This window comes from Inquilinus ginsengisoli (assembly GCF_031453975.1).
Classification (GTDB): Bacteria; Pseudomonadota; Alphaproteobacteria; order DSM-16000; family Inquilinaceae; genus Inquilinus; species Inquilinus ginsengisoli_A.
Genome location: NZ_JAVDPW010000002.1, coordinates 436,337 through 460,599, shown reverse-complemented (window position 1 = coordinate 460,599; position 24,263 = coordinate 436,337). Strand labels below are relative to the sequence as shown.

Below are 24,263 nucleotides of genomic sequence, written 5' to 3'. Positions count from 1 at the left end.
CTCGCGAACCCAGCGGTTCAGTTCGCCACTTCGGGCGTGTCCGCCGCCTTGAGCTCGAGGGCGGCCTTCAGCAGCGCCTGGGTGTAGGGGTGCTGCGGCGCGTCGAAGATCTGCTGCGCCGGCCCGTGCTCGACCACCTTGCCGGCCTTCATCACGATCACCTCGTCCGACAGGGCGCGGACCACCTTCAGGTCGTGGCTGATGAACAGATAGGCCAGGCGGTGCTTCTCCTGCAGCCCGCGCAGCAGGTCGACGATCTGGGCCTGGACCGACATGTCCAGCGCCGAGGTCGGCTCGTCCAGCACCACGAATTTCGGCTTCAGCACCATGGCCCGGGCGATCGCCACGCGCTGGCGCTGGCCGCCGGAGAACTCATGGGGGTAGCGGTGCCGGCTGGCCGGGTCGAGCCCGACCTCCTCCAGCGCCGAGACGATCATCCGTTCGCGCTCCGCGGCCGACCCGCCGATATGATGGACCTGCAGCCCCTCCTCGATGATCTCGGCCACCGACATGCGGGGGCTGAGCGAGCCGTAGGGATCCTGGAACACGATCTGCATCTCGCGCCGCAGCGGGCGCATGTCGCGGAACTGCAGGCCCTGCAGCTCCTTGTCGCCGTAGCGGATCGACCCCTTGCTCGAGATCAGGCGCAGCAAGGCGAGGCCCAGCGTGGTCTTGCCCGACCCGCTTTCGCCGACCACGCCGACGGTGTGGCCCTCGCGCACGGTGACGTCGATGCCGTCGACCGCCTTCACATGGTCGACCACCCGGCGCATCACCCCCGCCTTGATCGGGAACCAGACCTTGATCTCGCTGGCCGTGACCACCGTGCGGGCGTCGGCCGGGGGCGGCGCCGGGTTGCCCTTGGGCTCCGACGCCAGCAGCCGCTGGGTGTAGGGGTGCTGCGGCGCCCGGAACACCGCCTCGGTCTCGCCCTGCTCGACGATCTCGCCCTTGTTCATGACGCAGACCCGGTCCGCCATCTTGCGGACCACGCCGAGGTCGTGGGTGATCAGCAGCAGCGCCATGCCGAAGCGGGCCTGCAGGCTCTTCATCAGCTCCAGGATCTGGGCCTGGATGGTGACGTCCAGCGCCGTGGTCGGCTCGTCGGCGATCAGGATGTCGGGCTCGTTGGCCAGCGCCATCGCGATCATCACCCGCTGCCTTTGCCCGCCCGACAGCTCATGCGGATAGGCGTTCAGCCGCTGCTCCGGGTTCGGCAGCCCGACCAGCGACAGCAGCTCCAGCACCCGGGCACGGGCCTGGGCCTTGCCCATGCCCTTGTGGATCGACAGCACCTCGCCGACCTGCTTCTCGATGGTGTGCAGCGGGTTCAAGGAGGTCATCGGCTCCTGGAACACCATGGCGATGCGGTTGCCGCGGACGGTCCGCAGCACCTTCTCCGGAGCGCCCAGCAGCTCCTGCCCGCGATAGCGGATGCTGCCGCGCGGATGGCGGGCACTGGGATAGGGCAGCAGCTGCAGCACCGACAGGGCGGTGACCGACTTGCCGGATCCGCTCTCGCCGACCAGGGCCAGGGTCTCGCCGCGGTCGAGATGCAGGGACACGCCACGGACCGCCGGCACCGCGCCGCCGGGCACCTGGAACTCCACCGCCAGGTCGCTGATCTCCAGCAGCCTTTCGCCGGGCATTGGCCGGCCTGACGTGATGGCGTCGGTCATGGCGTCTGGGCCTTGCTGTCGAGGGGCGGCGGGGCGGCCGCCGGGGCCGGGGCGGAGGGGGCCATCGCCTTGCGCGGATCGAAAGCGTCGCGCATCGCCTCGCCGATGAAGACGAGAAGGCTGAGCAGGATGGCGAGCGAGAAGAAGGCCGTGAAGCCCAGCCACGGCGCCTGCAGGTTGGCCTTACCCTGGCTGACCAGCTCGCCCAGCGACGGCGACCCGGGCGGCAGCCCGAGGCCGAGGAAGTCCAGGCCCGTCAGCAGGCTGATGCCACCGGTCAGATTGAAGGGCAGGAAGGTGATGGTCGCCACCACCGCGTTGGGCAGCACGTGCTTCCACATGATCACCCGGTCCGGCTGGCCCAGCGCCCGGGCGGCGCGGACATAGTCGAGGTTGCGGGCGCGCAGGAACTCGGCCCGCACCACGCTGACCAGGCTCATCCACTCGAACAGCAGGAAGATGATCAGCAGGGTCCAGAATCCGGGCACGAAGATCGAGGACATGATGATCAGCAGGTACAGCTGCGGCATGCCCGACCAGATCTCGATCACCCGCTGGAAGATCAGGTCGGTCCAGCCGGCGAAATAGCCCTGCACGGCGCCGGCGAAGATGCCGATGATCGAGGCGAAGAATGTCAGGGTCAGGCCGAACAGGATCGAGATGCGCAGGCCGTAGATCAGCCGGGCCAGCACGTCGCGGCCCTGGTCGTCGGTGCCCAGCCAGTTCACGGCCGAGGGCGGGGAGGGGGCGGGCTGGCCGAGATCGTAGTTGATGGTGCGGTACGAGAACGGGATCAGCGGCCACACCGCCCAACCCTTGGCGCTGATCAGGTCGCGGACATAGGGGTCGCGATAGTCGGCCTCGGTCTCGAACTCGCCGCCGAACGCCGTCTCGGGATAGGTGGCGAAGATCGGGGCGAAGTAGTGACCCTCATATTTCACCAGCAGCGGCCGGTCGTTGGCCAGGAACTCCGCGAACAGGGTCACCAGGAACAGCGCCAGGAACAGGTATAGCGCGATCAGCCCGCGGCGGTTGGCGCGGAAATTGGCGACGCGGCGGGCGGTGATCGGCCGCACCCGGATGCCCAGCACCCGGGGATGCGCGAAATCCTTTTCGTGGGACAACGCGGCCTCAGACATTCCTGGCCTCGAAGTCGATCCGCGGGTCGATCATCGTGTAGGTCACGTCCTGCACCAGCTTCATCACCAGGCCGAGCAGGGTGAAGACGTAGAGCGTGGCGAAGACCACGGGATAGTCGCGCTGGATCGCGGCCTCGTAGCCGAGGTAGCCGAGGCCGTCGAGCGAGAAGATCACCTCGATGAACAGGGCGCCGGTGAAGAGCACGCCGATGAAGGCGCTGGGGAAGCCGGCGATCACGATCAGCATGGCGTTGCGGAACACATGGCCGTACAGCACCCGGCCCTCGGTCAGCCCCTTGGCCCGGGCGGTCAGCACGTACATCTTGCCGATCTCGTCGAGGAAGGAGTTCTTGGTCAGCATGGTCAGGGTGGCGAAGCCGCCGATGACCATGGCGGTAATCGGCAGCACCATATGCCAGAGGTAGTCGAGCACCAGCTGCCACCAGGACAGGCTGGCCCAGCCGTCGGACACCAGGCCGCGCAGCGGGAACCAGGCGAAGTAGCGGCCGCCGGCAAACATCACGATCAGCAGCATGGCGAACAGGAAGCTGGGGATGGCGTAGCCGATGACGACCACGCCGGAGGTCCAGATGTCGAAGCGCGACCCGTCGCGCACTGCCTTGCGGATGCCCAGCGGGATCGAGATCAGATAGGTCAGCAGCGTGGTCCACACTCCCAACGAGATCGACACCGGCAGCTTGGAGACGACGAGGTCGACCACTCGCGCGCTCTTGAAGTAGCTGCGGCCGAAATCGAAGGTCAGGTAGTCGCGCATCATCATGGTGAAGCGTTCGAGCGGCGGCTTGTCGAAGCCGAACTGCTTCTCGATCTCGGCGATAAACTTCGGGTCCAGCCCCTGGGCGCCGCGGTATTTGCTGGCCGCGGCGCCGCCGCCCAGCTGCGAACTATCGGGCGCGCGGTTGAAGTCGCTGCCGCCGCCGCTGATGCGGCTGGTGGCATCGGTGGCGGTGCCCTGGATCTGGGCGATCATCTGCTCGACCGGGCCGCCCGGCGCGAACTGAACGATGACGAAGTTGACGACCATGATCCCGAACAGGGTCGGGATGATCAGCAGCAGGCGCCGGATGATGTAGGCCAGCATGGTCAGCCTTCTGCCCGGAACTGGGCAAGGCGGCGAGGGGGTGCGCTACGGAATCGTGTCACCGGCGCTGCCCCCGCGCGGCTTTCGGGTTCTTCTCATCGGACCACCAGGTGCTGGGGAAGCCGACATCGTTTTTGGGGCGCGTGTCGGGGCGGCCGAAGACATCCCAATAGCCGACCCGGTTGACCGGGTCCTCGTACAGGGCGATCGAATAGAACTGCCAGGTGGCGTAGCGATCGAAGGCTTTGCAGGTGGCCGCCTTCTCGTCATAGGTCTGGGCGGCGATGATCATCTCGACCAGTTCGTCGATCACGGGATCCTTGATCCCCTGCGAATTCTCGTCGCCCGGCCGGTCGGCGTAGCGGGAATTCCAGCCGCCGCGCAGGGCTTCGCCCGGCGGGAAGAACGGCGTGAAGGCGGCCGGCATCAGGTCGAATTCGAAATTGTTGATGCGGTTGCGGAACTGCGGCACGTCGAGCAGCCGGGGCGAGGGCTGGATTCCGATCCGCCGCAGATTCTCGGCGAAGGGTAGGATCGTCTTCTCGATCTCCGGCGTGAAATAGGCGATCTCAAACGCCATCGCCTCGCCTGCGGCATTGGTCAGCTTGCCGTTGCGCGATTCCCAGCCGGCCTGCTTCAGCAGGTCCAGTGCCGCGCGCATATTGGCGCGGATGTTGCCGTTGCCATCCGTCGTCGGCTGCTTGAACTCGGTGGTGAAGATCTCGTCGGGGATCTTTCCGCGATACTGGCCCAGGATTTCCAGTTCCCGGCCCTCGGGCAGCCCGCTGAACGAAAAGTCCGTGTTCGGGAAATAACTGTGGATGCGGCTGTACAGCCCGTAATAGCTGGTCTTCTGCGTCGTCTCGAAATCATAGAGATAGTTCAGCGCCCGCCGGACCCGCACATCCGAGAAATAGGGACGGCGTAGATTGAACATCAGGCCGCGATAGGGCTGCGGCGACGCATCCGGAATTTCTTCGAGCTTCAGCGCTCCGGTCTGGACCGCTGATACGGACTTGAAGCCGGTCACCCATTGCTGGGGCCTGCCGATGGCCAGGAAGTCGAACTCGCCCGACTTGAACGCTTCGTACAGAACGTCCTGGTCGCGATAGTACTGGTAGGTGATCTCGTCGAAATTGGCCGAGCCGATATTCTGCGGCAGATCCTTGCCCCAGTAATCCGCGACCCGCTCCAGCGTGATCGCCCGGCCCGGGTCGACCGATTTGATCTTGTACGCACCGCTGCCGAGTGGCGGTTCCATCGTCAGGCCGCCGAAGTCGCGGCTTTCCCACCAATGCTTGGGCAGAATCGGGAAACTGGCGACGGCCTTGAGCAGCTGCGGATTCTTCAGCGTCTTTGCCGTGAACCGGACCCTGCGGCCGTCCAGCGCCTCGATGCCGTCCATATCGTCGTAGAAGCGGGCGCGAAGGCGCAGCGCGCCCTTCTCACGCAGCAACTGATGGGTGAACGCGACATCCTCCGCGGTCATCGGGTGCCCGTCGTGGAAGCGCGGGCCCTCGCGCATGGTGAGGATGATCGACAGCTTGTCGGAGGAAACCTCCAGCGCCTCCGCGGTATCGACATAATAGGTGTCGAGTTCATCGAGATTGGTGGAGATCAGCGCGTCATTGATGGCGCCGAGGCCGGCTGCCTCGGTGCCGTCGGTGGTGAGGTTGTTCAGCGTGTCGAAAGTGCCGAAGACCCCCAATATGATCTTGCCGCCCTTCGGTGCGTCGGGGCGGACATAGTTCCAATGCGGGAAGTCCTTGGGATAGGCCGCCTTCAGGTCGAGCATCGGCAGGTAGTAGGTCGGCGCGCCATAGCCTGCTTCGCCCGCCGCCGTCTGGGCGAAGGCGCGCGGCAGCGGCAGGGAGGCCCCCGCCATGGTGATCATCGAACCGATGGAGAATTGGCGCCGCGTGATCATCCCTACCTCTGTCCGTTTGGTCGGCTCAGTGCCGCATCTTTCGCCGGATCGATCCACCAGGTCGAGGGAAAGCCGATGCCATTCGCATCGCCGAACCGGTGGGACGGCTGTTTGGCCGGCAGGCCGAACCGGTTCCAGTAGGCGATCCAGGCGTCGGTCTTTCCCCATTGCGGGATGGCGTAGCTGTTCCACAGCAGAACGCGATCCAGCGCGCGCGTCGCCGCCTGCAGCGACGACAGGTCGCGGGCGGTGGCGACCTTCTCGATCAGCGCGTCGACCACCGGGTTGCGGATGCCCATCAGGTTGGCCGAGCCGTCGATCCCCGCGGCTTCGGAGCCGAAATAGTTGCGCAGCTCCGTCCCCGGCGGCGGGAAGAAGGTGTAGGCGAAGGCGATGATGTCGAAATCGAAGGCCTGGTACCGTGTCTGGTACTGCGCCGAATCCACCGTGCGCATCGTCGCCTGGATACCGACCTGCCGCAGCCGGTCGATGAAGGGCTGGGTCGCGCGTTCGATCACGGGCTGGTTCGACAGGATCTCGAACGTCATCGGCGCGCCGGTGGCGGTGTTGGCCATCACCCCGTCGCGCTGTTCCCAGCCGGCCTCCTTGAACAGGCGCAGCGCGGTGCGGATGTTGTCGCGCATGGTGCCGCTGCCGTCGGTCTTCGGCAGGGCGAAGGGGGTGTCGAACAGCGCGTCCGGCACCTGGCCGCGGAACGGCTCCAGCAGATCCTTCTCAAGGCCCTCCGGCACGCCCGAGGAGCGGAAGCCCTCGGCGTTGAAATAGCTGGTCAGCCGGTCGTACAGCCCCGAGAACAGGGTCTTGTTCACCCATTCGAAATCGTAGAGCCAGGCCAGCGCCTCGCGGACCTTGGGGTCTGAGAAGGGCGCCCGGCGCAGATTGAGGAAATATCCCTGCATGCCGCGGGGATCCTCGCTGGCAATTTCGGCACGAAGGAGGCGGCCATCGCGTACCGCCGGAATGTCGTAGCCGGTGGCCCAGAACAGCGAGGTGAATTCCTGCCGGAAGTCGGCATTGCCGCCCTTGAACGCCTCGAACTCGGCGTCGCGGTCGCGGTAGTAGTCGTAGCGGATGCGGTCGAAGTTCCACAGGCCGCGATTCACCGGCAGGTCGCGGCCCCAATAGTCGGGCACGCGCTCCCAGCTCAGCGACCGGCCGGGGTCGACCGCGGCGATGCGGTAGGGGCCGCTGCCCAGCGGCGGCTCGACCGTGCCCCGGGTGATGTCGCGGCCGTTCGCGGTCCACCAGTGCTTGGGCAGGATCGGCAGCGCGGTCGCGATCTGGCCGATCGGCTTCCTGGTGTCGTGGGTGGCGAAGGTGAAGCGCACCCGGTGGTCGTCCAGAGCCTCGGCGCCGGTCACGTCGCGGAAGAAGGACTTCAGGAACGGCTCGCCCTTGTCGCGGACCGTCTCCCAGCTCCACACCACATCCCCTGATGTCACCGGCACGCCGTCATGCCAGCGCGCCTCCGGATGCAGCGCGAACACCGCCCAGGATGCGTCGTCGGCCACCGTCACGGTCTGGGCCAGCTGGCCGTAATAGACCCCGAGCTCATCCTGGCTCTCGACCATCAGCGAATCGTAGAGCAGCGGCAGCGACCGCGGCGGCTGTCCCTCCAGCGGGATCAGGTTCAGCGTGTCGAAGCTGCCGACCGTGCTCAGCACCAGGGTGCCACCCTTGGGGGCATCCGGGTCGGCATAGTCGAAATGGCTGAAGTCGGCCGGGTATTTCGGCTGTCCGAACAGGGCCAGCGCCGGGCTCGCCGCCGGATCCTCCGCCCCGGCCGCGACCGGCGCAGCGAGGGTGAGGGCGATCAGGAGGGCGGGAACGAGACGCATGAAACTCCCTTGCCGAATCACGGGCGCCGGACAGCGCCGGGCGACTTCGGGAGTCTAGGAAATCTCGGCGGTCGGAATAAAGCCAGACATAAACGAAAACGGGACCGCACTGGGCGGTCCCGCTTCGATTCGGCGTGGGTTGCGGCGATCAGCCGCCGCTCTTCGGCGCCGGCTCGGCGCCGCCAGCGGGGGCCGCCGGGGCGGCAGCATCCGGGCTCGGCAGCGGCTCCGGGGTGTCCGCGTTGGTGCGCAGCCAAGCGATCAGGTTGGCCCGGTCCTTCTCGCTCTTCATGCCGGCATAGGTCATGGTCGTGCCCGGGATGTGCGCCTTCGGGCCGGCGAGGAACTCGTTCAGCTCCTCATAGGTCCAGTGGGCGCCTTCCTCGTGCTTCTTCTTGATGGCGGTGGAGTAGTTGAAGTCGTCCTTGTGCCCCATCGGGGCGCCGACCAGGTTCCACTGGTTCGGGCCGACCTTGTTGGCGCCACCCTTGTCGAAGGTGTGGCAGGCGGCGCAGGCCTTGGACAGCGCCTGGCCCGCGGTCGGGTCGGCGGTTGCCAGCAGGGGCGCGATCGGCGGGATCGCCGCGGCGGCCGGGCCGGCGGCGGGCGCCGCACTGGCGATCGCGCTGGTGTCGACCTTGAACGTGTTTTCCTTCAAGGGCTCCGGCGAAACCAGCATATCGGCGACGATGCCGGTCGCCATTCCGATGATGCCGGCCAGAAGGACGGCGGCGAAGATCTTATTAAATTCCATGCCGGATCTCACTCCGAAGCGCGACTGCAGCCCAGCCGAACACACGACACCGCCGGAACTGGCGATTCCGACGGGCGGGTCCGGGGTCTTGTAGAGTCGTTCCAATCGGTCTGGCAAGGGGTGGATGTCCGCCTGCGACACCCTTTTCGTGATCTCTTGACGTCATCGCGGCAAGAGAGGATGACGCGACACCATGAGTGCCTCGAATCCTGTCGTCGTTATTCCCGCGCGCCTGGCCGCGACCCGCCTGCCGAACAAGCCGCTGGCCGACATCCATGGCGAGCCGATGATCGTCCATGTCTGGCGCCGGTCGCTGGCCGCGAATCTCGGTCCGGTGATCGTGGCCTGCGGCGACCGGCCGATCGCCGAGGCGATCGAGGCGGCGGGCGGCATCGCGGTGCTGACCGACCCGGACCTGCCCTCCGGCTCCGACCGCATCGCCCAGGCCCTGCGCAGCATCGACCCGGGCGGGCGCCACGACGTCGTGATCAACATCCAGGGCGACCTGCCGACGCTCGACCCGGCCCTGCCGCGGGCGGCGGTGGCGCTGCTCGACGACCCTGCGGTCGACATCGGCACGCTGGCCGCGGTGATCGTGCGCGAGGAGGAGAAGACCAACCCTGCGATCGTCAAGGCGATCGTCGAGCGGGAGGAGGGGGCCCGGACCGGCCGCGCCTACTACTTCACCCGCACCACCGCGCCCTGGGGTGACGGGCCGCTGCTGCACCATATCGGCCTCTATGCCTACCGCCGGGCGGCGCTGGAACGCTATGTGACGCTGCCGCCCTCGGCGCTGGAGCGGCGCGAGAAGCTGGAGCAGCTGCGCGCGCTGACCGCGGGGATGCGGATCGACGTCGCCATCGTCGACACCGTGCCGCTCGGCGTCGACACCCAGGACGAGCTGGAGCGGGCCCGCGGCCTGCTCTCGCCCCCCCAGCCCAACCCGGGAGCCACCCGATGAGCCGCGCGCCGACGATCTCGTTCCAGGGCTGGCCGGGGGCCAATTCCGACATGGCGGCCCGCCAGGTCTATCCGAACGCGCAGACGGTGCCGTGCCCGTCCTTCGAGGAGGCGCTGGCGGCGGTTCATGACGGCCGGGCCGATCTGGCGATGATCCCGATCGAGAACTCGATTGCCGGCCGGGTCGCCGACATGCATCACCTGCTGCCGGAATCGGGCCTGCACATCGTCGGTGAGCACTTCATGCGCATCAACCACCAGCTGGTGGCGCTGCCCGGGGCCAGCCTGGACGGCATCCGCGAGGTGCACAGCCATGTCCAGGCGCTGGGCCAGTGCCGGCAGTGGCTGCGGGTTCATGGCCTGAAGCCGGTGGTGCATGCCGATACCGCCGGCGCGGCCCGCATGGTGTCGGAACTGGGCGACCCCGGCATCGCCGCGATCTCCAGCCGGCTGGCGGCGGAGATCTACAAGCTGGAGATCCTGGCCACCGACATCGAGGATGCCGAGCACAACACCACCCGCTTCGTGGTGCTGTCGCGCGACCCGGTGCGGCCGAAGCCGGATAATGGCCCTGTCATGACCAGCTTCGTGTTCGAGGTGCGGTCGGTGCCGGCCGCGCTTTACAAGGCGCTGGGCGGCTTCGCCACCAATGGCGTGAACATCGTCAAGCTCGAGAGCTACATGCTCGGCGGCCGCTTCAACCAGACCCAGTTCTACGCCGATGTCGACGGCCATCCCGATGATTCGGGGCTGCGCTTCGCGTTGGAGGAGCTGCAGTTCTTCACCCGCAACTTCCGCCTCCTCGGCGTCTATCCGGCCCACCCCTTCCGCCGCGACCCCAGCCAGGCCGCCGTGGATGCCTGACCCCGCGCCCCGGCGCGAGGACCAGGACCGGATCGACCCGGCCTTCCGCAACGGGTCGATCACCGCGGTCGGCATCATCATCGGCTTTTCCCTCAGCTTTCTCAGCCGCTGGGCCACCAATCCGGCAGGATGGAGCGCGGTCGACCTCTTTCCGGTCGTGCCGATCGTCGCCGGCATCATGCTGCAGCTGAAGGCCCTGGCGGACCTGCTGTCGATCGCGTCGCTGCAGCTGGCGAACTACAACCGCGCCAAGAACCTGTTCCTGGCCGGGCTGGTGCTGGCCGCGATTGGCATCGCCGTAGCGATCATCCTCGATGCGGCGGGCATCAGCCAGCAGCACCTGATCGGCTGACGCGGACGCTCCGCCTCAGCCTTCCGCCAGCCAATCCTCCAGCAGCCGCCGGGCGATGCTGTCGCGGCGGGGCAGGCGGAAGGCCTCGTCGTCGACATGGGTGCGCAGCCAGTCGCGCCCGAACCACGCCGCCGACTCCAGCTCGTCCTCGTCGACCTTGAGATCGGTGGTCACGGCACGGGCGGTGAAGCCGACCATCAGCGACTGCGGGAACGGCCAGGGCTGGCTCGACTGGTAGGTGACGTCGTCGACCAGGATGCCCGCCTCCTCCAGCACCTCGCGCTTGACCGTGTCCTCCAGGCTCTCGCCGGGCTCGAGGAAGCCGGCCAGCACCGAATGCATGCCGGCCGGCCAGACCTTCTGGCGGCCCAGCAGCGCCCGGTCGCCATCATGCACCAGCATGATCACCGCCGGGTCGGTGCGCGGGAAATGCTGGGTGCGGCACTCCGGATTGGTGCAGTCGCGGCGATGGCCGGCGTCGCTGCTGGCCGTGGAATGGCCGCAGACGCCGCAGAAGCGGTGGCGCGAATGCCACCACATCATGCCGCGGGCATAGGCCAGCAGGGCGCCCTCGTCATGCGGCAGCAGCGGCCCCACGGCGCGCAGGTCGAGGAAGCTGCCGAAGCCGGCGAGCGTCGGGTCGGCGGCGGGGTCGGCCAGGCCGCTGACATCGACGGCGAGGTAGGTGACGTCGCCATGGACGCCCAGCATCACGGTCTCGGCCGCGGCGCTGCGCCACCACTCCACGGTCGCTGGCAGGAAGGCGGCGTGCGGCGCCTCCTGCGGGCCGGCGATCAGGTTGCGGCCCTGCCACACCGGCACGATCAGCGTCTGTTCGCTGGCGGTGATGCGGGCGATCCACTCGGTGTCGCGGCGGTAGCGGCCGGCACGGTCGAGCGTCGGATGGATGTAGAAATTGGGGCGCAGCATGGCGCGACACTGGCACGGGCCCGGCCGCGGCACCAGGGGCCGGAAAAGCAACTGTGCCATCCCGGAAGGACGGGTTAGATTGAGTCCACGGACCGGCCTCCAAGAGCCGGCCGCTTGTGACGACACGAAGGGGGTCACGTCAATGAACCGTCGCCGGCTCGGCCTCGGCGTTCTCGCCGCCATGGCGTTTGCGCTGCCCACCGCCGCCCAGGATTATCCGAATCGCGTCATCACCATGATCGTGCCGTTCGCCGCCGGCGGGCCGACCGACACGGTGGCGCGGCTGATCGCCGACCCGATGAGCAAGACGCTCGGCCAGCAGGTTATCGTCGAGAATGTCGGCGGTGCCGGCGGCACCATCGGCGCCGGCCGCGTGGCCAAGGCGGACGCCGACGGCTACACCCTGCTGCTGCACCATATCGGCCAGGCGACCAGCGCCACGCTGTACCGCAGCCTCGACTACAAGCCGGGCGAGGATTTCGCCGGCATCGGCCTGGTCACCGACGTGCCGATGACCTTCGTGGCCCGCGGCGACTTCGAGGCCAAGTCGATGCCCGAGCTGGTCGCGTACGCCAAGTCTCACAAGGACACCGTCACCGTCGCCAATGCCGGCATCGGCTCGGCCTCGCATCTCTGCGGCATGCTGTTCATGTCATCGATCGGCACGCCGCTGACGACGGTGCCTTACAAGGGCACCGGGCCGGCGATGAACGACCTGCTGGGTGGCGTCTTCGACTTCATGTGCGACCAGACCACCAACACCACCAGCCAGATCAAGGCCGGCAAGATCAAGGTCTACGCCGTCACCAGCGAGAAGCGGGTGCCGTCGCTGCCCGACGTGCCGACCACGACCGAGGCCGGGCTGCCCGATTTCCGGATCGGCATCTGGCACGGGCTCTACGCCCCGAAGGGCACGCCCCAGCCGGTCATCGACAAGCTGCAGGCGGCGCTGCAGGGCGCGCTTCAGGACCCGAACGTGATCGCCCGCTTCGCCGATCTCGGCACCGAGCCGGTGGCGCTCGACCAGGCGACGCCGGCGGCGCTCGATGCCCATCTCAAGGCCGAGATCGCCAAGTGGCAGCCGGTGATCCAGGCCGCCGGCATCTACGCCGACTGACCGGTCCGGCCCGGCGTCTTCCCCGGAATCAGGCTTTCCTCGGAGTCAGGAGCCGCGATGCGATTCTCTATCCGCCACCCCAAGGACTTCTGGTCCGGGCTGATCTTCCTGGCCCTGGCCGCCGGCTTCGGCTGGATGGCCCAGGGCTACGCCATGGGCCGGGCGGTCAAGATGGGGCCCGGCTACTTCCCGACCGTGTTGGCCGGGATCCTGGCCCTGATCGGGCTGATCACCTTCCTGCGCTCCTTCGTGCTGGAAGGTGAGGCGGTCAGCCGCTTCACCTTCCGCGGCATCGCCATCGTGCTGGGGGCGATGGTGCTCTTCGGCCTGCTGCTGCGCGGCGGCGGGCTGGTGGTCGCGATCCTGGTCCTGGTCGCGACCAGCGCCGCCGCCAGCGTCCATTTCCGCTGGCAGGTCGCGGCGGCGCTGGCGGTCGGCCTGGCCGCCTTCTGCGTCGGCGTGTTCGTGCTGGGCCTGGGTCTGCCGATCCAGATCCTCGGCCGCTGGTTCGGGAGCTGAACGATGGAGCTGTTCGACAACCTGATCCTCGGCTTCAGCGTTGCCTTCACGCTGACCAATCTCAGCTACTGCTTCGCCGGGGTATTGCTGGGCACGCTGGTCGGGGTGCTGCCGGGCCTGGGCCCGACCGCGACGATCGCCATGCTGCTGCCGGCGACCTTCGTGCTGCCGCCGATCTCGGCCCTGATCATGCTGTCCGGCATCTATTATGGGTCGCAATACGGCGGCTCGACCACCGCGATCCTGATCAACCTGCCGGGGGAATCGGCCTCGGTGGTGACCGCGATCGACGGCTACCAGATGGCGCGGCAGGGGCGGGCGGGCACGGCGCTGGCCGCCGCGGCCATCGGCTCGTTCTTCGCCGGCACGGTCGCGACCTTCCTGATCGCGCTGTTCGGCCCGCCGCTGGCCGGCATCGCGTTGAAGTTCGGCCCGGCGGAATACTTCTCGCTGATGCTGCTCGGTCTGGTCGCCTCGGTGGCGCTGGCCCATGGCTCGCTGCTCAAGGCGCTGGGCATGATCGCGCTCGGCCTGCTGCTCGGCATGGTCGGGCAGGATGTCGAGACCGGCACGGCGCGCTACACCTTCGGCATCCCCGAACTGTCCCAGGGCATCAACTTCGTTGCCATTTCGATGGGGCTGTTCGGCATCGCCGAGATCATCCGCAACCTCGAGAACGAGCATCAGCGCGAGGTGATGGTCAGCAAGGTCACCGGGCTGATGCCGACCCGCGCCGACCTCCGCGCCATGGTGGCGCCGATCCTGCGCGGCACCACGCTGGGCTCGATCCTCGGCATCCTGCCGGGCGGCGGGTCGATCCTGTCCTCCTTCGCCGCCTATTCGCTGGAGAAGAAGATCTCGCGGACGCCGGGGCGCTTCGGCAAGGGCGCGATCGAGGGCGTCGCCGGGCCCGAATCCGCCAACAACGCCGGGGCGCAGACCTCGTTCATCCCGATGCTGACGCTGGGCATCCCGCCGACGCCGGTGATGGCGTTGATGGTCGGCGCCATGATCATCAAGGGCATCCAGCCCGGCCCGCTTGTCATGACCGAGCAGCCGGAGCTGTTCTGGGGTCTGATTGCCTCGATGTGGATCGGCAACTTCTTCCTGATCGTGCTGAACCTGCCGCTGATCGGCATCTGGGTCCGGCTGCTGAAGGTGCCGTACCACCTGCTGTACCCGGCGATCCTCGCCTTCTGCTGCATCGGGGTCTACAGCCTCAGCAACAACGTGTTCGACGTCTACCTGACCGTGGTGTTCAGCCTGGTCGGTTATGTCTTGATCAAGCTGGACTGCGAGCCGGCGCCGCTGCTGCTGGGCTTCATCCTGGGGCCGATGATGGAGGAGAACCTGCGCCGCGCCATGCTGCTGTCGCGCGGCGACCCGACGGTGTTCGCCACCCGGCCGATCAGCGCGGTGCTGCTGGTGCTGACCGCCCTGGTGCTGCTGGTCATGATCAGCCCGGCAATCCGCCGCAAGCGCGAGGAGGCGTTCCAGGAGGAGGCCGGGTAGGACGCCGTTCCGCCTGCGCCACCGTTTGGATGGTTTGTCAAGGTCCCACAAATTGAGGGGATTGTCGCGGCGCGGCCGGGCTCCGATACTGAAGGCTGCCGGCCCGCTTCCCGTTCCTTCGCCGAATGATCGGGATTTTCGCCGAATTGCTCAGAATCGGGCAGTGATGGACACGCCGGCGCCCTGAGGGATGACCCAATGGCGACCCTGACCGGTGACAACAGCGACAACACCATCGTCGGCACGTCCGACGACGACTCGATCAGCGGCCTCGGCGGCAATGACTTCCTCTACGGCCTGGACGGCATCGACCAGCTCCTCGGCGGTGGCGGCAACGACTATCTCTACGGCGGCACCAGCGCCGACCTGCTGAGCGGCGGCGCCGGCATCGACACCATCGACTATTGGGGCAGCCAGGCCGGCGTCACGGTGAAGATCAACGCCTTCGGCGCCGGCGGGGACGCCCAGGGGGACCTGGTCGGCAGCGATGTCGAGAACATCTGGGGCTCGACCCTCGGCGACAGCCTGACCGGATCGGCGGCGGACAACGAGCTCAGCGGCGCCGCCGGCAACGACTCGCTGTTCGGGCTGGACGGCAACGACAAGCTCTATGGCGGCAACGGCGACGACACGGCGGAGGGCGGCATCGGCATCGACACGCTGTTCGGTGGCGACGGCAACGACACCCTCCGCGGCGGCGACGGTGGCGACACGTTGAACGGCGACGCCGGCGCCGACGTGCTGGAAGGCGGCGCCAGCAACGACACTCTGAAGGGCGGCGACGGCGACGACACGCTCCGCGGCGAAGACGGCACCGACTTTCTGTTCACCGGCTTTGGGGCCGACACGGTCGACGGCGGCGCCGGCGCCGATTCACTCATTATCGACCACCGCACGGCCACGGCCGGGGCCACCTTCACCCTCAGCGGCACCACCGGGACCGGCAGCGACGGGACCACAGCGGTCAATGTCGAGTCGTTGCAGTATCTCGCCGGTTCCGGCAACGACGTGATCACCGGCGGCGACGCCTACGACATCCTTTATGGCGGCACCGGCAGCGACACGCTGAAGGGTGGCGGCGGCGACGACTACATCGCCACCGGCACCGGGATCGACACCGTCGACGGCGGTGCTGGCACCTTCGACCAGGTGTTCATCGACCACACGGCCACGACCGCGGCGGTCACATTCACCATGACCGGAACCTCCGGGACCGGCAGCGACGGGTCCAGCGTCAGCAACATCGAGCAGCTCAGCTACTACGCCGGCTCGGGCAACGACGCGCTCACCGGGGGCACCGGCAACGATGCCCTCCTGGGCGGCGCCGGCAACGATACGCTGCGCGGTGGGGTCGGCGACGACTACCTCGTCTCCGGCGCCGGGGTGGACACGATGGACGGCGGCACCGGCGAGATGGACATGGTCGAGATCGACCGCACCGCCGCCACGCTGGGCATCACCTTCACCGTGAACGGTGCCGCGGGCAGCGACGGCACCCGGGCGGTCAACTTCGACCAGATGTTCTACCACGCCGGCTCCGGCGACGATGCCATCACCGGCGCCGCCGGCTACAATTCCCTTGAGGGCAATGCCGGCAATGACCGGCTGACGGGTGGGGACAGCAGCGGCGTCGGCGACGATCTGCACGGCGGCGACGGCAACGATGTTCTCCGCGGCGGCGGCGAGGGCGACAACCTCGACGGCGGCAACGGCTTCGACATCGCGATGTATTCCGAGAGCGCGGCGGGGGTGGCGATCAACCTGGCCGCCGGCACCGGGGTCGGCGGGACGGCACAGGGCGACACGCTGCTTTCGATCGAAGGCGCGTATGGCGGGGCCGGCAATGATTCGCTGCAGGGGTCGAATGGCGACAACACCTTGGTCGGCAATGGCGGCAACGATGTCCTCGCCGGCCTGGCCGGCAAGGACGCGCTGGCCGGCGGCGCCGGGGCGGACCGCTTCACCTATGGCAGCGTCGGCCAGAGCCTGGTCGGCGCCGCGTCCGACCTGATCACGGATTTCAGTCATGCTCAGGGCGACCGGGTCGACGTGGCCGGGATCGATGCCAACACCGTCCTGGCGGGCAACCAGGCCTTCGCCTTCATCGGCACCGCCGCCTTCGGCCATGTGGCGGGGCAACTGCGAGAGGTGACCGCCGGCGGCGTCACCAGCCTCTATGGCGACGTCAACGGCGACGGCGCGGCCGACTTCCAGATCCGCTGCACTGGTGCCATCGCCTTCGTCGCAGCGGATCTCGTGCTGTAGATCTTCACCCTTTCACCGGTAGGCCGATCATGACGACCATCTACGGCACCTCCGCCAACGACTACCTGCAGGGCGGAGCCGGCAGCGACATCCTGTCAGGCCTCGAGGGCGACGACAGCCTGCACGGCCAGGGAGGAAACGATGTGCTCTATGGCGATGCCGGCTACGACCTCCTCGAAGGCGGGGCGGGTGCGGATTTCATGTTCGGCGGCGCCGACATCGACACGGTGCATTATCTCGCCAGCACGGCCGGGGTGACCGCCGTGATCGGCGACTACGCCTCGGGCGGCGACGCGCAGGGCGACTACATCGCCGACGATGTCGAGAACCTCTGGGGCTCGGCCTATGCCGACCACCTGACCGGGTCGTCGGCGGACAACCAGCTCTCGGGCTTTGTCGGCGACGACGTGCTCACGGGACTCGCCGGCAACGATCGTCTCATCGGCGATTCCGGCGCCGATACGCTGAACGGCGGCGACGGGAACGACATCCTCGAAGGCGGCAGCGGGGACGATGCGCTGTATGGCGGCAACGGCGACGATGTCCTCGACCCCGGCGACGGCCAGATCCGGGTCGATGGCGGCATCGGCAACGACAGCATGACCGTCGACCGCCACACCACCACGCTGGGGCTCGTCTACTACCTTGACGGCCGTATCGCGGCCGACGGGTCGCAGGTGCTGAATGTCGAGGAGATTCGGTTCCTCGCCGGTTCGGGGAACGATTTCGTCGTCGGCAGCGCCGGCCGCGACGACATCTACGGCGGCTCGGGCGGCGATACCCTGCAGGGCGGCGCCGGCGACGACACGCTCTTGGGCGAGGCCGGTAACGACGTGCTGCAAGGGGGCGCCGGCACCGACTTTCTTCTGGGCGACATCGGCAACGATTCGCTGGATGGCGGCGACGGCAACGACACCCTCAGGGGCGGTGCCGGGGCCGATTCCCTGCAGGGCGGCACCGGGGTCGACACGGCCGACTACAGCACCAGCGCGGCCGGCGTGACCGCCGTGATCGGCGGCTCCGGATCGGGTGGCGACGCCCAGGGCGACAGCATCGCCGCCGATGTGGAGAACCTCCTGGGGTCGGCCGGCGACGACACGCTGACCGGATCGGCCGCGGACAACGCCCTCGTGGGCGCGGCGGGTGACGATGCCCTCGCCGGCCTGGGCGGCAACGACATGCTGGATGCCGGCGACGGCAACGATTCGCTGGAAGGTGGCGACGGCAATGACCGGCTGACCGGGGGTGCGGGCGGCGACTTCCTCAGCGGCGGTGCCGGCAACGACGTCGTCGAGGGCGGTGTCGGGGGCGACATCCTCTATGGCGGCGCCGGTATCGACACCCTTGCCTATACCGGGTCGATCGGCGGCGTGACCGTGGGGCTCGATGCCGAGGTCGGCGTCGGCGGCGATGCTCAGAACGACATCATCGGATCGGATTTTGAGAACATCCAGGGCGGGCGCGGCGCTGATGTCCTGACCGGCTCGTTCGCGGACAATGTGCTCACGGGCCAGGCGGGTGCCGATGTCCTGCACGGCCTCGGTGGAAATGACACGCTGGATGGCGGCACCGGCAGCGACACGCTGGATGGCGGCGACGGCAACGACATCCTCCAGCCGGGCGTCTATTCGACTCAGATCGGCGGGGATTCCGAGCACGGCGACATCGTGATCGGCGGCGCCGGGGTGGACACCGTCTCCTATGCCACCCGGCAGTTCGCGGTCACCGTGAACCTGGCGACCGGACTCGGCGGCGGCTTTGCCCTCGGCGACACCTATTCCGGGGTCGAGAACGTCGATGGCAGTCGCCTCGCGGATACGCTGACCGGCGATGGCGGTGCCAACACCCTGCAAGGCTACCAGGGCGATGACGTGCTGGATGGCGGTGCCGGGGCCGACAGCCTGAACGGCGGCGGCGCCGGCGCCCTCATCACGTCCCTGCTCGGCGACGGCAGCGACACGCTCAGGGGTGGCGACGGCAACGACGTGCTCCGCGGCGGCAGTGGGGCCGACCATCTCGACGGCGGCGCCGGCATCGACATCGCGATGTACTCCGAGAGCGCCGCCGGGGTGACGGTGAGGCTCGACTCCGGCACCGGGGTCGGCGGCACGGCGCAGGGCGACACCCTGACGTCGGTCGAAGGCGTCTATGGCGGCTCTGGCAACGATGTGCTGGTGGGGTCGTCCCTCGACGACATCCTGGTCGGCAATGCCGGCAATGACGTCCTGGTGGGGTATGGTGGCAGGGACGCGCTTGCCGGTGGTGCCGGGTCGGACCGCTTCCTCTACGGCAGCATCGGCCAGAGCCCGGCCGGCGCCGGGGCCGACCTGATCGCGGATTTCAAGCACGCCGAGGCCGACCGGATCGAACTGGCCTTGATCGACGCCAACACCACCGTGGCCGGCGACCAGGCCTTCGCCTTCATCGGCGCCGCCGCCTTCGGCCATGTCGCGGGCCAGCTGCGGGCCGAGACTGTGGGGGGCGTCACCAGCCTCTATGGCGACGTCGACGGCGACGGCGTGGCCGATCTCCAGATCCGCTGCACCGGCGCCATCGCCTTCGTCGCGGCGGATTTCCTGCTCTAGCGACGGCGCCCGGCGGATCCGCAGAAAGGTCGGGCAATTCGCCTTGGTGCGGCCGATAATTCCGGCTATCCCGGCAGGACGTGTCCTGCCCTGGCAGGACGTCCATTGTCCTGCCGCGGCAGGACATCCGTTGTCTTGCCCGAACACAGCCGGTGACGCATGACCTCGCTCCCTGACCTCTCGGCCGTCGACCTGGTGTCCCGCTACCGCGACCGCAGCCTGTCGCCGGTCGAGGTGACCGAGGCGGTGCTGGCCCGGATCGAGGCGTGGGAGCCGAAGCTGCAGGCCCTCTGGGCGCTCGATGCCGCCGGCGCCCGCGCCGCCGCCGCGGCCTCGGCCGCGCGCTGGGCCGAGGGGCGGCCGCTGGGGCCGGTCGACGGCGTGCCGGTGACGGTCAAGGACAACATCGCCACCAGGGGCGTGCCGGTGCCGGTGGGCACCGCGGCGACGCCGCTGGTGCCGGCCGCCGAGGACGCCCCGCCCGCGGCGCGGCTGCGCGAATCCGGCGCCGTGATCCTGGCCAAGACCACCATGCCGGATTACGGCATGCTGTCCTCCGGCCTCTCCAGCTTCCACAAGCTGGCGCGCAATCCATGGGACCTGTCGAAGAACCCGGGCGGCTCCAGCGCCGGGGCAGGGGCGGCCGCTGCCGCCGGCTACGGTCCCATCCATGTCGGCACCGACATCGGCGGTTCGGTCCGCCTGCCGGCCGCCTGGTGCGGCATCGTCGGGCTGAAGCCCAGCCTGGGGCGGATCCCGATCGACCCGTCCTATGTCGGCCGCGTCGCCGGGCCGATGACCCGGACAGTGGCCGATGCCGCCCTGGCCATGGCGGTGCTGTCGCGGCCCGACGGGCGCGACGGCATGAACCTGCCTCCGGCCGAGATCGATTGGGCCGACCTCGCCATCGATCCCAAGGGCCTGCGCATCGGCCTGATGATGGACATCGGCGCCGGCATGGCGCTGGACCCCGAGGTGGGCGACGCGGTGACGGCCGCGGCCCGGCTGCTCGAGGCAGCCGGCGGCATCGTCGAGCCGGTGCCGGCGATCCTGACCCGCGAGATGCTGGATGGGCTGGACGATTTCTGGCGGGTGCGGTCCTGGGACGACGTGTCGAAGCTGCCCGCGGCGGACCGGGCGAAGATCCTGCCCTATATCCGGGCCTGGGCGGAATCGGGGGCGGAGCGGTCGGGCCTGGCGGTGATGCGCGGTTTCAACCGCACCATGGAGATCCGCAAGGCGGCGGCGGCGCTGTTCGCATCGCTGGATTTCGTGCTGTCGCCGACGGCGCCGGTCGCCGGCTTCCCGGCGGACTGGGCGTCGCCGCTGAACGACCCGGAGAAGCCGTTCGAGCACATCGGCTACACCGTGCCGTGGAACATGTCGGAGCAGCCGGCAGTGTCGATCAATTGCGGCTTCACCGCCGCCGGGCTGCCGATCGGCCTGCAGATCGTCGGCCGCCGCTTCGACGACCTCGGCGTGCTGCGCCTGGCCCAGGCCTATGAGGACCGCCGCGGCCCGCAACGGCCCTGGCCTGTGCTCTGACGCAGGAAGGGCCTGTCACTCCGGAAGGCCGGCCTTGCGGTAGCCATCGACGAAGTGCTGGAGCGTCGCCGCGTCGCGGAACGGCTCCCTGGCCACCCAGTGGCGGGTCGTGAAATCCGGGTTGCCGACGAGGAACAGCTCGACCTCCGCGCGCGCCTCGTCGAGCCGGCCCAGCTGGGCCAGGCTTGCCGCCAGGAAACGGCGTGAGCTGGTGCGATAGGTCTCGTCCCGGCGCAGCGTCTCGACGGCGGCTTCGTAGTCGCCGGCCGCGTATTGCGCCTGGCCGAGCGTGAGATAGTACCAGCTTGCCGGAAACGGGTTCAGCCGGAACGCCTTGCGGACGTGCTCGAGGCCGTCCTCGACCCGCCCGGCCAGGACCGCGATGTCGGACAAGGCCGCCCAGGCATCGGCCTCGTTGGGGTCGAGCTCGATCGCCCTGGCGAATTCCGCATCCGCCTCGGCGAAGCTGCGCTCATAGGCCAGCAGGTAGGCCAGGACCCAGCGGCAGCCGGCATCGTTGGGATCGAGCGCCACCGCTTTGCGCGCCAGGTCCAGGGCAACGCTGCGGGACGAGTCCGTCGGTCCGCCGGAATGCACCGATCCCATCCAGTGGTTCATGGCCAGCCAGCGATAGGGTTCGGCGTATCCCGGATCGAGCGAGACCGCGCGCGTGAGCATCAGATGCGCTTCCCTGGCCGCCTGCGGGGAATCATCCATCAGCCGGCGCGCCCGCACGCAGAGATCGTAGGCCTCGAAATTCTGGGGCCGATGGCGCGGCGGCGGTGCGCGTAGCCGGCCGAGCAGCGCCTCCATGATCTTGCCGGTGACCTCGTCCTGGACGGCAAAGATGTCGTCCAGGCCGCGATCGAAGCGTTCCGCCCAGAGGTGATCGCCGCTCACCGCGTCGACCAGCTGGGCGTTGATGCGCACCCGCCCCGCGGCGCGTCTGGCGCTGCCCTCCAGCAGGTAGCGCACGCCAAGGTCCTGTGCGATCCCGCGCACGTCCATCGCCTTGCCCTTGTAGGCAAAGGCCGAGTTGCGGGCGATGACGAACAGGCCCGGAATCCTGGACAGGTCGGTGATCAGGTCCTCGGTCAGCCCGTCCGTGAAGGAGTCCTGGTCGGGATCGTTGCTGACATTGACGAAGGGCAGCACGGCGATCGACGGCTTGTCGGGCAGCGGCAGAGGGGCTCGCTTCGCGCCGCCGAGCGGTTCGACGGCGGCCGTGAAGCGGTAGCCGACCCGCGGAACCGTGGCGATCCACTGGCCTCCGTCGGCGGCCGGCCCCAGCAGCTTCCGCAGCGACGCGATCTGAACGGTGAGATTGCCCTCCTCGACGGCCATGCCCGGCCACGCCGCGTCCATCAGCTCGGCCTTGTCAAGGATGTCGCCGGGCCGTCCGACCAGCGCCGCCAGCAGCTTCAGCCCGCGATGGCCGACGGCGACGGGGACATCATCCCGAAGCAGCGTTCCCGCATCGGGATCCAGCACGAACGGACCAAAGGCGAAGCGCGATCCCTGCATGCGGCATCCATAGTCCGTTTGGAAGTTTTTGAGAACTATTTGGGAGGGCTTAAGTACGGCGCCGCCGGCATCCTGCAGACTTCAGCCTCTTTCAGGTCGAGGGGCCCTCTGGCCCCTCGGCTCCGATGGAGGCTGTCATGACCAATACTCGCACCCTTGGGACGGCCCTGCGCCAGGCGGAAGTGTCGTGTCGGCCCCACGGCCTGGCGGCCCTGCCGACCATGATCGCGGCCTGGCGCGAGCGGATACGCGTTCGCCGGGCCCTCGCACAGATGTCGAAGGCCAATCCCTACCTGATCGACGATATCGGCCTGACAAGACGGCAGGTCGAGGCGGAGATCGCCAAGCCGTTCTGGCAGGATTAGGGCGAAGGCTGCCATGACGGATCGACCGTTTCCGCGTGCCGTCGTGTTTCCTCAGTACCTGCCGGAATTTGCAGGTCCTGCTTCGAGGTCCGCATGACTGCCGAATGTACGACGTCACCGCGAGTGGATCGGATCCCGTGGGCCGCGATGGCGGGCATCATCGCGACCGTCACGGTGTTCGCCGTGGCCCAGGGACTGACCTACCCGCTGCTCAGCTTCATCCTCGATCGGCAGGGGACGACGCCCGGCCTGATCGGCTTGTCGGCGGCAATGACGCCGCTGGGCTTCATCGTCTCCGCGCCCTTCATTCCCGGGCTGGTGCGGCGTCTGGGTGGGGCCCGGCTGGCGATCCTGTGTTCGATCCTGGCCGCGCTCGCCCTGATCGCGATCGCCTGGACGCAGGACGTCATGGCCTGGATGCCGCTGCGCTTCCTCCTCGGCTTCTTTGCCAATCCGCTCTACGTGATCAGCGAAACCTGGCTGATCACGATCACCCCCGCGCCACGCCGCGGCCGCATCATGGGCCTCTATACATCGATCGTTTCGGGTGGGTTCGCCATCGGCCCGCTGTCGCTCGGCCTGGTCGGCACGCAGGGCTGGCCGCCCTTCATGATCGGCATCGCGGCCTTCCTGATCTGCGGCCTGATCGTGGTCGCGGTGGTGCCGCGCCTGCCGAAGATGCCGCAAGAGGGCGAGGCGACATCGGTCGCCGGCTTCTTCGCTCTGGCGCCGCTCCTGCTGTTCGGGGTTTTCGCAGCAGCCGCCTTCGAGCAGATCCTGCTGTCCTTGTTCGCGGTCTATGGCACAGCGCTCGGCAGCGGCGAGGAGCGCATCGCTTCGCTCATCACCTGCTTCATCGCGGGCAATGCCGTGCTGCAGATCCTGCTCGGGCGCCTGGCCGAACGGTTCGGCTCGGCGCGGACCCTGCTGTTCTGTGCCCTGGCGTCGCTGGCCGGCTGCCTGCTGCTGCCGGCGATCTTCGACTCCTGGCTCATCTGGCCGCTTGTCCTCCTCTGGGGCGGCGTCTCGTTCGGGATCTACACCATGTCGCTGATCCAGCTCGGCGAGCGATTCGACGGCCAGGCCCTGATCGCCGGCAACGCGGCCTTCGCGTTCGCCTGGGGCATCGGCGGCATCGTCGGCTCGCCCGCGACAGGGCTGGCGATGCAACTGATCGGACATCAAGGGCTGCCATCGTCCCTCGGCCTGCTGTGCTGTGTCCTGGCGGCGCTGCTGGTGGCGGAGAGACGGCGGGTCTGACCGGG

At 68.3% G+C, this 24,263-nt stretch carries 19 protein-coding genes; 11 read left to right on the top strand and 8 right to left on the bottom strand.

Annotation, left to right across the window (positions count from 1 at the left end):
- Positions 1-17: 17 nt before the first annotated feature.
- From E9232_RS05955 to E9232_RS05930, 6 genes are all read right to left on the bottom strand, one after another.
- Entirely contained in the window at positions 18-1,679 is a 1,662-nt protein-coding gene (locus tag E9232_RS05955) for an ABC transporter ATP-binding protein (RefSeq protein WP_309792700.1), read from the bottom strand.
- A complete protein-coding gene (locus E9232_RS05950) occupies positions 1,676-2,818 on the bottom strand; it encodes an ABC transporter permease (RefSeq protein WP_374710597.1) in 1,143 nt (380 codons plus the stop codon). Before E9232_RS05950 ends, E9232_RS05955 begins: the two co-directional genes overlap by 4 nt.
- Positions 2,811-3,920: a microcin C ABC transporter permease YejB gene (locus E9232_RS05945; RefSeq protein WP_309792698.1), complete on the bottom strand. Its 1,110-nt coding sequence runs from the start codon at positions 3,918-3,920 to the stop codon at positions 2,811-2,813. The genes E9232_RS05950 and E9232_RS05945 overlap by 8 nt, the downstream gene beginning before the upstream one ends.
- A gap of 58 nt (positions 3,921-3,978) precedes the next feature.
- Positions 3,979-5,715, bottom strand: coding sequence for an extracellular solute-binding protein (locus E9232_RS05940; protein ID WP_309793154.1), 1,737 nt, complete (start codon positions 5,713-5,715; stop codon positions 3,979-3,981).
- A gap of 134 nt (positions 5,716-5,849) precedes the next feature.
- A complete protein-coding gene (locus E9232_RS05935) occupies positions 5,850-7,706 on the bottom strand; it encodes an extracellular solute-binding protein (RefSeq protein WP_309792697.1) in 1,857 nt (618 codons plus the stop codon).
- Between the two features lie 148 nt (positions 7,707-7,854).
- Entirely contained in the window at positions 7,855-8,460 is a 606-nt protein-coding gene (locus E9232_RS05930; protein WP_309792696.1) for a c-type cytochrome, read from the bottom strand.
- A gap of 193 nt (positions 8,461-8,653) precedes the next feature.
- Here E9232_RS05930 and E9232_RS05925 point away from each other — a divergent pair, with 193 nt between their 5' ends.
- Genes E9232_RS05925 through E9232_RS05915 form a run of 3 tightly spaced genes read left to right on the top strand, consistent with a single transcriptional unit; the run spans position 8,654 to position 10,636 of the window.
- A complete protein-coding gene (locus E9232_RS05925; RefSeq protein ID WP_309792695.1) occupies positions 8,654-9,421 on the top strand; it encodes a 3-deoxy-manno-octulosonate cytidylyltransferase in 768 nt (255 codons plus the stop codon).
- Complete coding sequence (locus tag E9232_RS05920; RefSeq protein ID WP_309792694.1) at positions 9,418-10,284, top strand: prephenate dehydratase; 867 nt, start codon at positions 9,418-9,420, stop codon at positions 10,282-10,284. Before E9232_RS05925 ends, E9232_RS05920 begins: the two co-directional genes overlap by 4 nt.
- Positions 10,277-10,636, top strand: coding sequence for a hypothetical protein (locus E9232_RS05915; RefSeq protein WP_309792692.1), 360 nt, complete (start codon positions 10,277-10,279; stop codon positions 10,634-10,636). The genes E9232_RS05920 and E9232_RS05915 overlap by 8 nt, the downstream gene beginning before the upstream one ends.
- A gap of 15 nt (positions 10,637-10,651) precedes the next feature.
- On the opposite strand, the gene nudC is transcribed toward E9232_RS05915, so the two are convergent.
- Positions 10,652-11,617, bottom strand: a complete 966-nt coding sequence (nudC, locus tag E9232_RS05910; RefSeq protein ID WP_309792691.1) for an NAD(+) diphosphatase — start codon at positions 11,615-11,617, stop codon at positions 10,652-10,654.
- A 91-nt stretch (positions 11,618-11,708) separates the two neighbouring features.
- Here nudC and E9232_RS05905 point away from each other — a divergent pair, with 91 nt between their 5' ends.
- The 6 genes from E9232_RS05905 to E9232_RS05880 all read left to right on the top strand — a co-directional run bounded on the left by E9232_RS05905 (position 11,709) and on the right by E9232_RS05880 (position 21,109).
- Complete coding sequence (locus E9232_RS05905) at positions 11,709-12,683, top strand: tripartite tricarboxylate transporter substrate binding protein BugD (protein WP_309792690.1); 975 nt, start codon at positions 11,709-11,711, stop codon at positions 12,681-12,683.
- Positions 12,684-12,740: 57 nt separating this feature from the next.
- Positions 12,741-13,202 (top strand): tripartite tricarboxylate transporter TctB family protein, encoded by a 462-nt coding sequence (locus tag E9232_RS05900; protein WP_309792689.1) that lies wholly within the window; start codon positions 12,741-12,743, stop codon positions 13,200-13,202.
- A gap of 3 nt (positions 13,203-13,205) precedes the next feature.
- The gene (locus tag E9232_RS05895; protein WP_309792688.1) at positions 13,206-14,714 is read left to right on the top strand and encodes a tripartite tricarboxylate transporter permease; all 1,509 of its coding nucleotides are present in this window, start codon (positions 13,206-13,208) and stop codon (positions 14,712-14,714) included.
- 198 nt (positions 14,715-14,912) lie between these two features.
- Positions 14,913-16,979, top strand: a complete 2,067-nt coding sequence (locus tag E9232_RS05890) for a calcium-binding protein (RefSeq protein WP_309792687.1) — start codon at positions 14,913-14,915, stop codon at positions 16,977-16,979.
- Between the two features lie 29 nt (positions 16,980-17,008).
- Positions 17,009-19,564 carry a hypothetical protein gene (locus tag E9232_RS05885; RefSeq protein ID WP_309792686.1) on the top strand — a complete coding sequence of 852 codons (2,556 nt, stop codon included), beginning with the start codon at positions 17,009-17,011 and terminating at the stop codon, positions 19,562-19,564.
- Positions 19,565-19,723: 159 nt separating this feature from the next.
- The gene (locus tag E9232_RS05880) at positions 19,724-21,109 is read left to right on the top strand and encodes an amidase (protein WP_309792685.1); all 1,386 of its coding nucleotides are present in this window, start codon (positions 19,724-19,726) and stop codon (positions 21,107-21,109) included.
- 15 nt (positions 21,110-21,124) lie between these two features.
- On the opposite strand, the gene E9232_RS05875 is transcribed toward E9232_RS05880, so the two are convergent.
- Positions 21,125-22,633, bottom strand: a complete 1,509-nt coding sequence (locus tag E9232_RS05875) for a winged helix-turn-helix domain-containing tetratricopeptide repeat protein (protein WP_309792684.1) — start codon at positions 22,631-22,633, stop codon at positions 21,125-21,127.
- 137 nt (positions 22,634-22,770) lie between these two features.
- Here E9232_RS05875 and E9232_RS05870 point away from each other — a divergent pair, with 137 nt between their 5' ends.
- Positions 22,771-22,998, top strand: coding sequence for a DUF1127 domain-containing protein (locus E9232_RS05870; protein ID WP_309792682.1), 228 nt, complete (start codon positions 22,771-22,773; stop codon positions 22,996-22,998).
- Between the two features lie 123 nt (positions 22,999-23,121).
- Positions 23,122-24,258 carry an MFS transporter gene (locus E9232_RS05865; RefSeq protein ID WP_309792681.1) on the top strand — a complete coding sequence of 379 codons (1,137 nt, stop codon included), beginning with the start codon at positions 23,122-23,124 and terminating at the stop codon, positions 24,256-24,258.
- The last annotated feature ends 5 nt before the right edge of the window (positions 24,259-24,263 follow it).